We start from the raw sequence: 15,401 nt of genomic DNA, 5'->3' as shown, positions 1-15,401 counted from the left end.
CCGGAACCTGAACAGCGCTGCCTCCCAGATCGAGCGCGCCCGGGCCGACAAGGGCCTTCGTCCCTCCATTGCGGGCTTTTTCGACGAGGCGACGAACACGGTTTCCTACGTCGTGCACGATCCGGCGACGAAGGAATCCGCCATTATCGACTCGGTGCTGGATTTCGAGGCGGCGTCAGGCCGGACCTCGAACGGGTCGGCCGACCGCATTATCGAATACGTCGCTTCTAATAATCTGAAAGTGAAGTGGCTTATCGAGACCCATGCCCATGCGGATCACATTTCGGCTGCGCCGTATCTGCAGGAACGCCTCGGCGGAAAGCTGGCGATCGGGCGGGACATCATCCGCGTTCAGGAGGTGTTCGGGAAACTCTTCAATGCCGGCACGGATTTCGAGCGCGACGGATCGCAATTCGACAAACTGTTCGAGGACGGAGAGACCTTCAAGGTTGGCGACCTGGAAGGCATCGCCCTGCACGTGCCCGGCCATACGCCGGCCGACATGGCCTTCATCATCGGTGACGCGGCATTTGTCGGCGACACGATTTTCATGCCGGATTTCGGGACGGCACGGGCCGATTTTCCCGGCGGGGATGCCGCCCAGCTCTATCGTTCGATCCGCCGGTTGCTCTCGCTTCCCGGTGAAACCCGCCTGTTCCTCTGTCATGATTACAAGGCCCCGGGCCGCGACGAATATGCTTGGGAAAGCACCGTCAGGCAGCAGCGCGAAGAGAACGTGCATGTGAAGGACGGGGTGAGCGAGGCCGAATTCGTCGAGATGCGGACGGGCCGGGACAGGACGCTGGCCATGCCGAAGCTGATCATGCCCTCTGTCCAGGTCAACATCCGCGGTGGCCGCCTGCCCGAACCGGAAGACAACGGGGTCAGCTACATCAAGATTCCGGTGAATGCCGTATGATGCTCCCCGGTTTCCCCGAAGCCGCCCCACTTGCCGGACTGGCGGGCGGTGTCCTGATCGGCCTCGCGGCGGCAGTGATGCTGCTCGGACTTGGCCGCATTGCCGGCGTGTCCGGCCTGGCCGCGAAGGCAGCCGGGCTTGGCGGCAGCGGTATTTCCGCAAGCGGCGCCTGGATGTTCGTGATCGGCCTGCCGCTGGGCGCGCTGGTCGTCATGCTGGCGTCGGGCGGGATCGAGGCCCGTTTCGCCAGCCCCCTGACGCTCGCGATAGCCGGGCTGGTGGTTGGCGTCGGAACGCGCCTCGGCAGCGGATGCACCAGCGGGCACGGTGTCTGCGGGGTCAGCCGCCTGTCCGCCCGATCGGTCGTCGCCACGCTCGTCTTCATGGCGACCGGCATTGCGACGGTCGCCGTCATGAATGCGCTGGGGCTGGAGGTATTGTGATGCGAACCGCTATCCCCTCGCTTGTCTCCGGCGTCCTGTTCGGTGCCGGCCTCGCCCTTGGCGGCATGACCGATCCTGTGCGTGTGCGCAGCTTCCTCGACATCTTCGGTGACTGGGATCCCACGCTCGCTTTCGTGATGGGAGGGGCCCTCATCGTGATGGCCATCGCATGGCGCATCGTACCGCGCCTCGCGCGGCCGGTTCTGGCGGCCGAGTTCCATTTGCCGACCAGGTCCGACCTGACCCCCCGGCTCATAGGCGGGGCGGCGCTGTTCGGCATCGGCTGGGGGATCGCCGGCCTGTGCCCGGGGCCGGGCATCGCCGCGCTCGTCATCGAACCGGTTTCCGCCGCCATCTTCGTGGCCGCGATGCTCGCCGGCATGGCCATCGTGCGTTTCGCAGAAGGAACCTCGTCGTGACATCGGCCCAGGTCAGCGAGGCGTTTGCGGTGTCGTCCCAGATCCGGCCCGGGGACCTGCAGGACATTGCAGATGCCGGGTATCGCACCGTGATCTGCAACAGGCCCGACGGCGAGGAGCCGGACCAGCCGACCGCGGCATCGATGCAGGACGCCGCCGAGGCCGCCGGTCTCGCCTTCCACCATATCCCGGTTTCGGGCGGCGAATTTCCGCCAGGCGCAGTCCGGGCCTTCGCCAGGGTCCGCGAAAAGGCGGATGGCAAGGTGCTCGCATATTGTCGCACCGGCATGCGTTCGATCACGCTCGATGCACTCGCCAACACCGCGAACGAGACCGCCGACCTGCGTATCGAGCGCGCCAGGCGAGCAGGTTACGATTTGTCCGGCCTGCGCGGCCGGCTCGGCGAATAGCGACATGATACAGGAGAGTCCGTCATGGCCCAAAGCCTGAAGCACGAAGTCGTCATCATCGGCGGAGGATCGGCGGGAATTGCGACGGCGGCTTCCATGTTGAAGCGGCGACCGTCGCTCGACATCGCGGTCGTCGAGCCGAGCGAGGACCATTATTACCAGCCCGGCTGGACGATGGTCGGCGGAGGCGTCTTCGAAGCGCCGGCCACCAGGCGCGCCACGCAGAGCGTGATGCCGAAACAGGCGACCTGGTTGAAAGTAGCCGTTGTCTCGTTCCAGCCGGAAAGCAACCAGGTCACGCTGGGCGACGGCACCACGATTGCCTACCGCGTCCTGATCGTCGCTCCGGGTATCCGGCTGGCGTGGGAGAAGATCGACGGGCTGGAGGAGACGCTGGGCAGGAACGGCGTCACGTCCAATTATCGCTACGACCTGGCGCCCTATACCTGGGACCTCATACGCAGCCTGAAATCGGGACGCGCGATCTTCAGCCAGCCGCCCATGCCCATCAAATGCGCCGGTGCGCCGCAAAAGGCCATGTACCTGGCCTGCGACGCGTGGATGGAACGCGGCGTGCTGGGCGATATCGACGTCGAATTCCGCAATGCCGGCGGGGTCCTGTTCGGGGTGAAGGAATATGTCCCGGCCCTGATGCAATATGTCGAGAAATACGGGATCGACCTGAAACTGGGCCATACCCTTGTCGCGGTCGATGGCCCCGGCAGGAAGGCGGTCTTCCGGAGCGCAGCGGGGGAGGAAACGGTCGAATTCGACATGCTTCACGCGGTTCCCCCGCAGGTCGCCCCGCAATTCGTCGCAGACAGCCCTCTCGCCAATGCGGAGAGCGGTTTCGTCGATGTCGACAAGTTCACGCTGCAGCACGTTCGCTATCCGAACGTTTTCGGCCTGGGCGATGCCGGGTCCATGCCCAATGCCAAGACGATGGCAGCCGCGCGCAAGCAGGCACCGATCGCTGCGGTAAATGCACTGGCCCGGCTCGATGCAAGGGAGCCGGTGGCCGATTACGACGGCTACGGCTCGTGTCCGCTGACCGTGGAACGCGGGAAGATCGTGCTGGCCGAATTCGGATATGACGGAAAGCTTCTGCCGAGCTTCCCGAAATGGGTGATCGAAGGCACCGAGCCGCGCAAGCTGAGCTGGCTCCTGAAGTCGGAGGCGCTGCCGTGGATCTACTGGAACGGCATGCTGAAGGGCCATGAGTGGCTCGCCAAACCGAATGTGAAGAAGGCCGCCTGATCGTGAGCCCCGGCCATCAGGGGCCTGGAGGCGAGCCCTCCGGCTTGCCGCGCCGTGACAAGCCCGGGCTGCTGGCGCAATATCTCCCCATCCTGGAATGGGGCCGCAGCTATGACGGTTCGGTCCTGACCAACGATCTCGTCGCAGCGGTGATCGTCACGATCATGCTGATCCCGCAGAGCCTGGCCTATGCTTTACTGGCAGGCCTGCCGCCGGTCGTCGGCCTCTATGCGTCGATACTCCCCCTCGTGGCCTATGCCATCTTCGGAACCAGCCGCACGCTCGCGGTGGGGCCGGTCGCGGTCGTGTCCCTGATGACGGCCAGCGCTGCCGGAGCAGTCGCGGCGCAGGGCACTGCGCTCTATCTCGAAGCGGCCATCACGCTTGCCGCGCTGTCCGGGGTGATGCTGGCCGTGCTCGGTTTCCTGCGCATGGGTTTCCTTGCGAACCTGCTCTCGCACCCGGTCATCAGCGGCTTCATCACCGCCAGCGGCATCCTGATCGCGACGAGCCAGCTGAAACACATCCTCGGCGTATCGGCAGGCGGCGACACATGGCCCGAAATGCTCGGCGGGCTGGTTGCGGCAATCGACACGGTCAACCCGTGGACCCTTGCCATCGGCATCCCCGCGACGCTGTTCCTGTTCTGGGTCCGCAAGGGGATGAAGCCCGCCCTCGTCGGACTGGGCCTGACCGAGAGGGCTGCCGACATCGCGGCCAAGGCGGGGCCGGTGATAGCGGTGGTCGCCACCATCCTCGCCGCTATCGGTCTCGAACTGGAGGAGCGCAGCGTCGACCTCGTGGGGGCGATACCGCAGGGCCTGCCGCCCTTCGCCCTGCCATCGACCGATCCGGGCCTGATCGGGCAGCTATGGGTGCCCGCGCTGCTCATTTCGGTCATCGGCTTCGTCGAAAGCGTGTCGGTCGCGCAGACCCTTGCGGCCAAGCGCAGGCAGAGGATCGCCCCCAACCAGGAGCTGATCGGGCTGGGGGCATCGAACATCGCCAGCGCGTTCTCGGGCGGCTATCCCGTCACGGGCGGCTTTGCCCGCTCCGTCGTCAATTTCGATGCCGGGGCGGAAACGCCTGCCGCCGGGGCCTATACCGCTGTCGGCATTGCGCTGGCAGGACTGTTCCTGACCCCGCTGCTCTACAGCCTGCCCATCGCGACCCTTGCTGCCACGATCATCGTCGCGGTTCTCAGCCTCGTCGACCTGAAAACGCCGGGGCAGCTGTGGAATTACTCCAAGGCCGATTTCGCCGCGCACATGGCGACGATTGCCATCACGCTGGTCGCAGGGGTCGAACTGGGTGTGATCGCGGGCGTCGGCGTCGGCCTGCTGCTCTATCTGTGGCGTGCCAGCCGCCCCCATGCCGCCAGTGTCGGCCGCGTTCCCGAGACCGAGCATTTCCGCAATGTCGAACGGCACCGTGTCTTCACCGTCCCGCACGTCCTGTCGATCAGGATCGACGAGAGCCTGACCTATCTCAATGCGCGGTGGCTGGAAGAATACGTGCTGGAGGAAATCGCCGAGCGCCCCGGCGTGCGGCACGTGATCCTGATGTGCAGCGCAGTCAACGAGATCGACGCCTCCGGTCTCGAAAGCCTCGAGGCGGTCAATCACCGCATGGTGGATGCAGGCATCGGCCTGCATCTTTCCGAAGTGAAGGGACCCGTGATGGACCGGTTGCAGCGGACCCGTTTCGTCGAGGAGCTGAGCGGTCAGGTGTTCCTCTCGCAAAACCGTGCCTTCAGGGAGCTCTCGGCCAATGGCGGGCCGCCAGCGGAACCGATCGCGGATGCTGCGAGGGGAATGATCTGATGCGTGCGGTGCACCACGCTGCGCGAAAAACGACATCGCCGCCTACACTCGAAAGGCTTATGACAAACCCATGTTCGAACAGCTAGACGCCCTGCTGCTGGCCCGCATCCAGTTCGCGTTTACCGTGAGCTTCCACTTCATATTTCCGGCCTTCTCCATCGGCCTCGCCAGCTACCTGGCGGTGCTGGAGGGGCTGTGGCTGAAGACCGGCAGGCAGCTTTATCTCGACCTGTTCAAATACTGGCTGAAAATCTTTGCCATCGCCTTCGCCATGGGCGTGGTGAGCGGGATCGTGATGAGCTACCAGTTCGGGACCAACTGGTCGGTCTTCTCCGACATCGCCGGGCCGGTCATCGGGCCGTTGATGGCGTACGAGGTCCTGACCGCATTCTTCCTGGAAGCGGGCTTCCTGGGCGTGATGCTGTTCGGCATGAACAGGGTCGGCAGGAAATTGCACTTCGCCGCCACGCTGATGGTGGCCATCGGAACCTTCATCAGCGCCTTCTGGATCCTGTCGGTGAACAGCTGGATGCAGACGCCGGTCGGATACGAGATCGGCGCGAACGGGCAATACCTGCCGGGCGACAGCTGGTGGGACATCGTCTTCAATCCCAGCTTCCCCTACCGGCTCGTGCACACGGTCATCGCTGCCTACCTCACGACGGCGTTCGTGGTGGGCGGGGTGGGGGCCTGGCACCTGCTGAAGGACCGGGCCAACCTCCACGCGCGCAAGATGTTCTCCATGGCCATGTGGATGGCCGCCATCGTCGCGCCTATCCAGATCTTTGCAGGCGACATGCACGGCCTCAACACGCTGGAGCACCAGCCGCAGAAGGTGATGGCGATGGAAGGGCATTTCGACAGCCATCCGGATGGCGCGCCGCTGATCCTGTTCGGCATTCCCAACAGCAAGGAAAAGCGGGTCGATTACGCGATCGAGATACCCAAGGCATCGTCCCTGATCCTGAAGCACGACCTTGATGCGCCGATGGCCGGGCTGGACACCATTCCCGATGACGAGGAACCGCCCGTCGGCATCGTCTTCTGGTCGTTCCGCGTCATGGTCGGCATCGGGTTCGCCATGCTGGGTCTGGGGATGTGGAGCCTCCTCGCAAGATCACGCAAGAAACTTTATGACTGGCCGATGCTGCACCGCGCGGCGCTGGTCATGGCCCCCAGCGGGTTCGTGGCCGTGCTGGCCGGCTGGATCACGACCGAGGTCGGCCGCCAGCCCTATGTCATCTACAACCTCCTGCGCACGGCCGACGCCGCGAGCCCGCTGGACGCCCCCGCGGTCGCTGCGTCGCTGGTGGCATTCGTGCTGGTCTATTTCGCGGTCTTCGGCGCGGGCGTGTGGTACATCCTCCACTTGATGCACAAACCGCCCCATGCCGGCGAAACCGGGGTCAAGCGCGGCGACAAGGGGCCGATCCGGACCGCCGGCATCACGCCCGGCCCGACGCAGAACCCGGGCGACGACGACACCCTGCCGGCATCGAAGAAGGAGGCGGAGTGATGGACCTGACCGTGATCTGGGCGTTCATCATCGCCTTTGCCGTCTTCGCCTATGTCGTGATGGACGGGTTCGACCTGGGGATCGGCATCCTGTTCCCCACCTTCGCCGTCGGGCCGGAACGCGACCGGGCGATGAATTCCATCGCGCCGGTCTGGGACGGGAACGAGACATGGCTGGTGCTGGGCGGAGGCGGCCTGTTCGCCGCTTTCCCGCTGGCCTATGCGGTCATCCTTCCCGCGACATACCCGCTCATCATCGCGATGCTGCTGGGGCTGGTGTTCCGCGGCGTTGCCTTCGAATACCGCTGGCGCGATCCGGGGCACCGCAGATACTGGGACGCGGCCTTTACCGGCGGATCGCTCGTCGCGGCGATGGCGCAGGGCATGACACTGGGCGCGCTGCTGCAAGGCATTGAAGTGGTCGACCGGTCCTATGCCGGCAGCTGGTTCGACTGGCTCACGCCCTACACCCTGCTCACCGGGCTCGGCACGGTTGCAGGCTACGCACTGCTCGGTGCGACATGGCTGGTGTGGAAGCTGGAGGGCGACAGCCAGCACCATGCGCGGCGCCTGGGCAAGCGGGCGGCATGGGCGACGCTGGTCCTGATGGGCGGGGTCAGCCTCTACAACGTCTTCCTCAACCCCGAATATGCAGAGCGCTGGCTGACCGCGCCCGAGATTTACTTCGCTGCGCCCGTTCCGATCCTGACCGCGATCATCGCCCTTGCCCTGCTGCGCGCCCTGTCGGTGGAACGGCACAGCAAGCCCTTCTGGCTCGGCATCGCGCTGTTCTTCTTCGGCATGGCGGGGCTGGGCGTGACGATGTGGCCCTATGTCGTGCCGCCGGGCCTCACCATCTGGGATGCCGCCGCCCCCGAACGCAGCCAGGTCTTCATGCTGGTGGGCGTTGCGATCACCATGCCGCTGATCATCGCCTACACGGCCTGGGCGTACTGGGTGTTCCGCGGGAAGGTCGGCGACGAGGGATACCACTGATGTCCGAAGCCGAAGAACGGCCCCTGTGGCAAAAGCTGGCCTGGATGGCGGGGATCTGGCTGGCAAGCGTGACAGCACTCGGCCTCGTCGCTTCCGTAATCAGGGCCTGGCTGAAGGTTTGAAGGACGCTGTGGCGGACGTTGCCGTCGCCGTTCGAGACCGCGGAAGTTGCCGATTCCCTCGTGTTTGGTGATGCCTTGGGCGGCTGTCAGGAAACAGTCTAATGGTGCCCCATAGAGGACGAAAATGGGCACTCAAATTATTGGAGAATGTTCGTGAAATTGCCTCGTTGATATCAACTTTGCGCCTCACTACCGGTCATTCGACATCTCGTCCGCGTGACCCGAAAACGGCCATTCCGCCCTTGGCCCAGCAAACGCAACTGAGCAGTTCGATAGAGGGAAAACCCGAAGGCCTCTAGTTGTCGCGTCGCCGCCGTTTCTGCTTGGGATTTGGTTAACGGTCCGGAAGCTTCGACGAATGGATCGATTGGCTGCGATATTCAATGCGAAACAAACTCGGAGAAGTTGCAAGGCTCTGCACCCGGAACGCCCGCAAGATTAAGTTTCCAGCGCCCAGCGGCAACCCGGAATTCCGTGCCAAATTGCTGTCTTGGTCAATGCGGCCTATCGGCGCCGGCCAACAGCAGCGAAATGTTGCTTGGCCGAAACCATTGAAGCCGAACTAGCAGGTCAATCGGCATCAATTTCGCGCGAAAAGGCATTCGCTGAATCTGCGGCCTTTCGTCAGACCGTGCATTTCGTGCGTATCGTCGAAAGGATTGGATGGCTCTGCGAAAAATCAGGTATGGAATTGAATACAACACGCAACTGCCTTCTGCTATGGCAACAAGCGAAGTTTCCGAAGTGAGAGTTACATATGATCGCACCAACGATAATTCTTGGTGGAGACGGCTTCTGCGGTTGGCCGACGGCACTGCATCTGTCAGCCGCGGGCCGCCCCGTGGTAATCGTCGACAATCTGAGCCGCCGCGCCATTGACGCGCAGTTGGGCGTCCAAAGCCTGACCCCGATCGCCAATATCGAAGAGCGTGTCGCGGCCTGGAAGGAGGTTTCCGGTAACAGCATCGAGTTCGAGAATATCGATATCGCCGGATCGCCAGTCGAGCTGACGCAATTGCTGGATCGTCTGCGCCCAGAAGCCATCGTCCATTTCGCCGAGCAGCGCGCCGCGCCCTACTCGATGCGTGGGCCCGAAGAGAAACGCTACACGGTCGACAACAACGTCAATGCCACGCACAACCTGCTGGTCGCGCTGGTCGAACTTGGCTTGGACGCACATCTCGTCCACTTGGGCACTATGGGTGTCTATGGCTATTCCGGGGCCGGCTTCACACTTCCCGAAGGCTATCTCGATGTCGAGATCCGCGACGACGAGGGCAACTCTCAGCCGCGCGAGATCCTCTACCCGACCAAGCCCGGCAGCGTCTATCACATGACGAAATCGATCGATCAATTGTTGTTCCAGTTCTACGCTCAGAACGACGAGCTGCGGATCACCGACCTGCACCAGGGCATCGTATGGGGGACGCAGACCGAGGAGACGCGCCGCGATCCCAGACTCATCAATCGTTTCGATTACGATGGCGAATACGGTACCGTATTGAACCGTTTTCTTGTGCAGGCGGCGGTGGGCCATCCGCTGACCGTGCACGGCACGGGCGGGCAAACGCGCGCCTTCATCAATATCCAGGACACGGTGCGGTCGGTTGCGCTCGCCCTGTCCGATCCGCCGGCGCGCGGCGAGCGCACCCGGATCATCAACCAGGCGACCGAGACGCTCCGCGTGCGCGAACTCGCCGAGTTGGTCGCCCGGATCACCGGCGCCGAGATCACGAATGTTACGAACCCGCGCGCCGAGGCGGACGAGAACGATCTGAAGGTGAGCAACGCCTCGCTTCTGCGCATGGGCCTAGACCCGATCACGCTGTCCGAGGGGCTTGCACAGGAAACCCTGGAGATTTCGCGCCGGTTTTCCGATCGGATCGACCTGGTGCACATTCCGGCCCGCAGTGCGTGGTCGGCAGAACGCGCAGAGGCCATTCGGGACGATCGAGAGCAAATATCGGCAATGCTCGAGGTGGAGGGCTGAAGTGCGACTGCTCGCCATAGGGATCGTCACCTTCCTCCTGCTTGGTGCCCTGTTCGTGTTCGGCCGGCAGGGCTTTGATGCGGATGACGAGGGGCTGGAACGGCGCGAAACGACGGTTTTCGAGGATACGCGAAGGTTGTCGTCGCAATTCGTGGATGCCGATGGTGACGAGGTATTCGCCATTCCCGTCTATCGCGAGGAGGCCCTGATCCTCTCCGGCCTGCCGTCCTACGCCACCCAGACATTCATGCTCCCGATCGATGCAAAGGCCATTGCCGGGGAATACCGGCTCGCCGTCACAACGCGTGTGGCCGAGGGCGTGGAAGGTGTGCTGCGGGTCAGCATCAATGGCGAGAAGCGTGGCGAGTTGCTGCTCGACGAAGGACGCAACCGCGAGAGCATGCAGGTCCAACTCGCTTCAACGGACCTGGTCGGGGAAGACCTGCAGATCGGGCTCAGCCTGCAGGGCCGTGGTCCCATTGCGGAATGCACGCCCGATGATGCCATCGCGGCAGTGGTCGAGGTCGAACCGGAAACCGGTCTCGCGCTCGCACTCGGGTCCGCCGACGCCAGCTTGCGGGATCGCATTGCCATTCATGGCGGGCGGGTGGACGGTGCCTGGCCGGCGGACGGGATCGACTTGCGAAGCCTCGTCAATCTCGCGCGGCTGGTCGACAAGGGATACGATTTCACGCTCGACAACACCGGATTGAGTAGCGGGGATCTGTCCGAGATCGCCCGCGAGGCGCCCTTGGCACCTTCGGAAACTACAGCGCAGTGGCCGGTGTCGCTCACGGGCGATGTCTCCAATGCGGGCGTCCGGCGGTTCGATCGCTACAGTTCGTGGCGCTTCGACTACGGCGTCGCAACGACTTCGCGCGGCACGCTGCCGTCCACGCTCGAACTGACGATGCGATACGGTCCGTCGAGCGAGGAGCGGCGGCATGACCTGGCAGTGATGGTCAATGATCGCCTCTTGCTCACTCGCAACCTGCCGGGCGCGGACGAAAACTTCATCGCGTCCGTGCCGATCCCCGCCGAAATCCAGGGGCCGGAGAACCGTGTCGAGATCGCCATCTCCTCCGCCGAGGAAGAAGTGCGCTGCGGCACCGTGACGCCGAGTTTCGCGGAATTGCTGCCAGAAACGAGATTGGCCGGGCCGGGCCTGAACCTGGAACGGTCGTTGCCCGGTATCGCTGCGCAACTCGCCGGTTCCGAGCGAGTGGCGCTTTGGGGTCAATCGATGTCGCCGGGCGAGGCGGAGCGCAGCGTCCGGCTGCTCGCGAGCCTCAATCCGCGCAGGATCCATTTCGTGACCGGCGAAGGCGACATGGCGATCCGCGTGATGGTCGGCGATCTCGCCGCGCAGTTTCCGCGCGGCCGACCTGCCGGCAATCGCTGGCTGGTCTATCGGCAGCAGGGAGAGGCCGGTGGGATCGTCGCCCGGCCTGCAACTTCCGCCAATGCGAGAGAGGCAGGGCGTGTGGCCCTGTTGATCGAAGGTGTCGGCCCAATGGCGAGCGCGCAACAGGGCGGCGCATCAGCGGCCAACCCATGAGCCCCGCCAGCGATGTCCCTCGCACGGGCTTCGCCTTTCGCTCGGTCGACAGCAGACCGACGGGTCTTTCCGCCTTCGTGCCGCGCTGGCGCGCGCCGATGCTGCTGCTTGTCTTCACCCTTCTCGCGGTGGTCCAGCTCGAAGCCTTCGATATCGGTGGATGGAGCGGCGCGTTTCCGGCAGGCGACTATGTCTTCGCGCCCTATGCGGGCGAGCATTCGATCGCGGTGAGGGTCTATATCCTGTCCTTCTTCGCCGCCTTCGCCCTGTTTGCCGCTGGCAGTCCGAAAGCGCGCGCCCTGTTGTGGCTCGATGCCAGCCTGCGCTTCATCGCGGTATGCGCCGTGCTCGACACGCTTAACGCCGGATTCCTCTCGATCGCGGGTGAGCCCTACCCGCTCAGCGTAGTGCAGATCATGGCGGGGCTGGCGGGTTTCGCGATCTTCTCGCTACTCCTGATGGAACGGGGCGTCATGCCGGAGGGCGTGCCGGTGAAAGCAGGCACTCACGATTTCCGGCGGGCCCTGCTACGGCTCGGGTTGACCACGGCGATCGCGGCGGTCCTCGCGCTGCTCGTCGGCACATCCAATCTCGCCGTGATCGAGCAGCTCCGCCAATTGACCCTGCTCGGCGGTATCGGGCCGGGCGTGATCCTGTTCCTCCCGCTGCTGTTCGTGCAGCTCTACGCGATCGCGGTGATCGAGCGCCGAATTGTCGCGCGCGAGCGCTTCGCTGCGCCCCTTTCCGTGATTGTCCCAGCGTTCAACGAAGCACATGTGATCGGTGCGACGATCGCCTATCTCGACCGTGCGGCGCTGGACTATCCGGAGAATGTCGAAGTGCTGGTGCTCGACAACGGCTCGAAGGACGATACCCCGGATGTCGCGCGCGATGCGCTCGCACAAGCGCAAGCGCTCGACGGCCGGGTCGTCAGTGTTCCGGAGCCAGGTAAAGCCAATGCGCTGAACCGCGGTATCGCCGAAGCGAAGAATGAGTTCGTCGTGAGGATCGATGCCGATACGCTGGTCGGTCCCGACAATCTGCGGCTGGCGATGCAGAACTTCGCGGACGCACCGATCGGCGTGGTCGGCGGCGTGCCATTGCCACCGGGCGGCGGGCTGTTCGATCGCGCGCGACTGGTCGAGGTGCTGGTCAAGCACGGCTATTACTCGCCGGCCCTGAGCGCGATCTACGGCCTCGTCGGCGTGCCGGGCATGTTCGTGATCTATCGCGCGGAGGCGCTGCGCCAGGTGGGCTCCTTCGCAGCGGGAATGAACGGTGAGGATACCGATATGTCGCTGCGTATCGGCGAGCTGGGCTATCATGCGATGATCGACCACCGCGTGCGCTATGTTTCCGAAGTCCCCGCGACGTTCTCGCATATGCGCGAGCAGCGCATGCGCTGGTTCCGCTCGGTCTACCACGTATCGGCAAGAGCGCGCGATCTCGTCTTCTCCTCGCGCGGAAGCATTCGCGGCAAGCTGGTGCTGCCCTATATGCTGCTGAACTCCGCTCGGCGGGCGATGATGGTGCCGATCGTGCTGTTCGGGATCGGCGAGTTGCTTTTCGCCAATGCCGATAACCTGCTCGTCTGGCAGGCGATCGCGGCGGTCCTCGTGGGTGCTCCTGCCATGGTTGCTGCCACCGCTGCCCTACTCAATCGCAAACCATCGGCCCTTCTCGCTCTGCCGGAATATATCCTGTTCCGCCTTCTACGCGCTTACTATACCTTGGAATCGATGCTCAGCATTGTCGTCACTCCCGGGCGCAATACGCTCGAACACCGCGAACGGCGCCGCATGATGTGGCGCCTGAAAGGACAGGCATGAAAGCCCTGATTTCACCGACGGCATTGCTCGCGATGGCCTTCGTGGGCTGTCCCGCCACGGCGCAGGATCCGGAGTCGGGCGATGGCGACGGGCCGCGGATCGAGGCCAGCGCGGCGATCGGTCGCGACGTCGTGCCGCCCGACGTCGTCGATATCACTGCGGTGCAGGATCGTATCGAAACCGTCGCGAGAGGCGGTGTCCGCATCGGTTACGAGCTCGGCGATACGCTGATCGATTTCGGAGCGGGGATCGAAGTGTTCCCCGAAGAAAGCCTCTACAACCGCTACCGCTTGGAGACAGGCGTGCTGCAGGAGATCGCGCTGACCGGGGATCGCGATTGGCGCCTGCGGCTCGGCGCGTCCTATGAATATGTACTGGGCGATGAAGGTCGGGTCTACGATCGCCCGCGCGCCGACGTGCAACTGGTGCGCCGCTGGTCGCCGACCAACACGACGATCGGGCGCGTGCGTTATGGCTATCGCAACCAGACCGAAAGGCGCTTCGTCGGTTACGACCAATCCGAATGGCTGCTGGAATTGCGCCATGCGTGGCGGCCCGGCAATGGTGCAACGTATCTGTCCATTACGGCGCTGGGCGATTTTCACGACGCAGATGACGATAGGTTTTCCTACGATGGCTACGGCGTCAGGCTGAGTGGGCGCACGCCGCTGGGTGGGCGATTCACCGGGCGCGGGACCTTCGCGTTGATCCAGCGTGATTATGAAGATCCGTTCTCAGGCCTCTATCCGTTCGCACGAGAAGATACCGACGTGCAGGCGACGCTGGGCGTGGAATACTTGCTGGACAGCGGCATCGCGCTGTTCGCGGAGGGCGGGTATCGGGACAACGCTTCGAACATTCCGACACGCGACTATTCGGGCTTCATTGGCCAACTGGGCGTGCGCTACGTTCCCGATTAGCCATTCGATGAAGCGCAGACGCTTTCTCCAATCCATCGCCGGCAGCCTGACGCTGGCCATGCCGGGCCCAAGTCTCGCGGCATCGCAGCGGGTCATTCCATCCCTCGCCGAACTGGCCGGACGCAAAGGCTTAACCTTCGGAAGCGCGGTATCGCGAACCGCTCTTAGAGATCCCGCCTATGCCGAACTGGTCAAGCGCCATTGCGCGATGCTGGTCGGCGAAAACGCGTTCAAGTGGAAATATCTCGAACCGCGCCCACGCAACGTTGAGCAGGACGAGGCCGAGTGGATCGCCGCGTTCGCGAGGCGCGTCGACATGCAACTGCGCGGGCATTGCTTTCTCTGGAATCATACTGAACGGATGCCGCCGTGGCTTGTGGATAGCGCACGCTCGCTGGACCGGCGCGACTATCGGCGACTGACCCGGCACATGTGGCGACATGGCGCACGACTCGCGCGCCTCTTCCCGCAGATCAGTCATTGGGACGCGATCAACGAAGCGATCGATCCGGCGACCGGGCGGATGCGTGAAACGCCTTTCACGCGCATCCTCGGCTCGCGCTTTTTCGACATCGCATTCCGCATCCTGCACGAAAAGCATCCCGAAGCGCAGCTGGTCTACAACGACACCATGGGGTGGGAAGCCAACGGCACACACCGCAATGGCGTATTGCGATTGCTCGAAGGTGCGCTGGCACGGGGCGTTCCGATCCACGCGCTCGGCATCCAAAGCCACATCGGCAAGACACTGGGCGAACTGCGTAACGAACGCGCGTGGCGCGATTTCCTCGGGGAAGTACAAGGCCTGGGGCTCGACATACATCTGACCGAGTTCGATTGCAGCGACCGCAATGTCGAGACGTCCGAACGGGCCATTCGGGATCGCGAGACCGCCGCGCACGCCAAGGGATATCTCGATCTCACGCTGGACTTTCCGAGCGTCCGCCAGCTGCTGGTGTGGTCTCTTAGCGACGGCCCTAGCTATATGAACCGCCCGAGCTATCCCGACTGGCGTCGTCGCGATGACGGCCGCGCGATGCGCGGCCATCCGTTCGATGAGACGTTGCGGCCCAAGCTACTCTACTTCGCGATGGCGAACGCCTTGCGCCATGCCCCACTGCGAGTTAGCCAACGACCGGTGGGGTCTACCGGTTCTGCTTAGCTGCCATTACCCAGCGCACATTTCTGGGGACGCTCAGA

General features: G+C 63.8%; 15 protein-coding genes. All 15 read left to right on the top strand.

The window, feature by feature from the left end; translation table 11 throughout:
• Positions 1 to 7: 7 nt before the first annotated feature.
• The 15 genes from PF049_00750 to PF049_00680 all read left to right on the top strand — a co-directional run bounded on the left by PF049_00750 (position 8) and on the right by PF049_00680 (position 15,363).
• Positions 8 to 919: an MBL fold metallo-hydrolase gene (locus PF049_00750; GenBank protein WBY17941.1), complete on the top strand. Its 912-nt coding sequence runs from the start codon at positions 8 to 10 to the stop codon at positions 917 to 919.
• Entirely contained in the window at positions 916 to 1,362 is a 447-nt protein-coding gene (locus tag PF049_00745) for a YeeE/YedE thiosulfate transporter family protein (protein ID WBY16730.1), read from the top strand. The genes PF049_00750 and PF049_00745 overlap by 4 nt, the downstream gene beginning before the upstream one ends.
• Entirely contained in the window at positions 1,362 to 1,781 is a 420-nt protein-coding gene (locus tag PF049_00740; GenBank protein WBY16729.1) for a YeeE/YedE family protein, read from the top strand. Before PF049_00745 ends, PF049_00740 begins: the two co-directional genes overlap by 1 nt.
• Entirely contained in the window at positions 1,778 to 2,191 is a 414-nt protein-coding gene (locus PF049_00735) for a TIGR01244 family sulfur transferase (GenBank protein ID WBY16728.1), read from the top strand. Before PF049_00740 ends, PF049_00735 begins: the two co-directional genes overlap by 4 nt.
• A gap of 24 nt (positions 2,192 to 2,215) precedes the next feature.
• A complete protein-coding gene (locus tag PF049_00730) occupies positions 2,216 to 3,448 on the top strand; it encodes an FAD/NAD(P)-binding oxidoreductase (GenBank protein ID WBY16727.1) in 1,233 nt (410 codons plus the stop codon).
• The gene (sulP, locus tag PF049_00725; GenBank protein ID WBY16726.1) at positions 3,412 to 5,271 is read left to right on the top strand and encodes a sulfate permease; all 1,860 of its coding nucleotides are present in this window, start codon (positions 3,412 to 3,414) and stop codon (positions 5,269 to 5,271) included. Before PF049_00730 ends, sulP begins: the two co-directional genes overlap by 37 nt.
• 70 nt (positions 5,272 to 5,341) lie before the next feature.
• Positions 5,342 to 6,787, top strand: a complete 1,446-nt coding sequence (locus PF049_00720) for a cytochrome ubiquinol oxidase subunit I (protein ID WBY16725.1) — start codon at positions 5,342 to 5,344, stop codon at positions 6,785 to 6,787.
• The gene (gene cydB / locus PF049_00715; GenBank protein WBY17940.1) at positions 6,787 to 7,782 is read left to right on the top strand and encodes a cytochrome d ubiquinol oxidase subunit II; all 996 of its coding nucleotides are present in this window, start codon (positions 6,787 to 6,789) and stop codon (positions 7,780 to 7,782) included. The genes PF049_00720 and cydB overlap by 1 nt, the downstream gene beginning before the upstream one ends.
• Positions 7,782 to 7,904, top strand: a complete 123-nt coding sequence (locus tag PF049_00710) for a DUF2474 domain-containing protein (protein WBY16724.1) — start codon at positions 7,782 to 7,784, stop codon at positions 7,902 to 7,904. Before cydB ends, PF049_00710 begins: the two co-directional genes overlap by 1 nt.
• 538 nt (positions 7,905 to 8,442) lie before the next feature.
• A complete protein-coding gene (locus PF049_00705) occupies positions 8,443 to 8,652 on the top strand; it encodes a hypothetical protein (protein ID WBY16723.1) in 210 nt (69 codons plus the stop codon).
• Positions 8,653 to 8,661: 9 nt separating this feature from the next.
• Positions 8,662 to 9,894: an NAD-dependent epimerase/dehydratase family protein gene (locus PF049_00700; protein WBY16722.1), complete on the top strand. Its 1,233-nt coding sequence runs from the start codon at positions 8,662 to 8,664 to the stop codon at positions 9,892 to 9,894.
• Position 9,895: 1 nt separating this feature from the next.
• On the top strand, positions 9,896 to 11,452 hold the full coding sequence (locus PF049_00695; GenBank protein ID WBY16721.1) for a hypothetical protein: 1,557 nt from the start codon (positions 9,896 to 9,898) through the stop codon (positions 11,450 to 11,452).
• Positions 11,449 to 13,281, top strand: a complete 1,833-nt coding sequence (locus PF049_00690; protein ID WBY16720.1) for a glycosyltransferase — start codon at positions 11,449 to 11,451, stop codon at positions 13,279 to 13,281. The genes PF049_00695 and PF049_00690 overlap by 4 nt, the downstream gene beginning before the upstream one ends.
• Positions 13,278 to 14,201: a hypothetical protein gene (locus PF049_00685; protein ID WBY16719.1), complete on the top strand. Its 924-nt coding sequence runs from the start codon at positions 13,278 to 13,280 to the stop codon at positions 14,199 to 14,201. Before PF049_00690 ends, PF049_00685 begins: the two co-directional genes overlap by 4 nt.
• Positions 14,167 to 15,363, top strand: a complete 1,197-nt coding sequence (locus PF049_00680; GenBank protein WBY16718.1) for an endo-1,4-beta-xylanase — start codon at positions 14,167 to 14,169, stop codon at positions 15,361 to 15,363. The genes PF049_00685 and PF049_00680 overlap by 35 nt, the downstream gene beginning before the upstream one ends.
• Positions 15,364 to 15,401: the final 38 nt, after the last annotated feature.

The sequence above is a fragment of the Erythrobacteraceae bacterium WH01K genome (assembly GCA_027941995.1).
Taxonomy (GTDB): domain Bacteria; phylum Pseudomonadota; class Alphaproteobacteria; order Sphingomonadales; family Sphingomonadaceae; genus CAJXSN01.
This window is presented reverse-complemented; position numbering and strand designations above follow the sequence as displayed.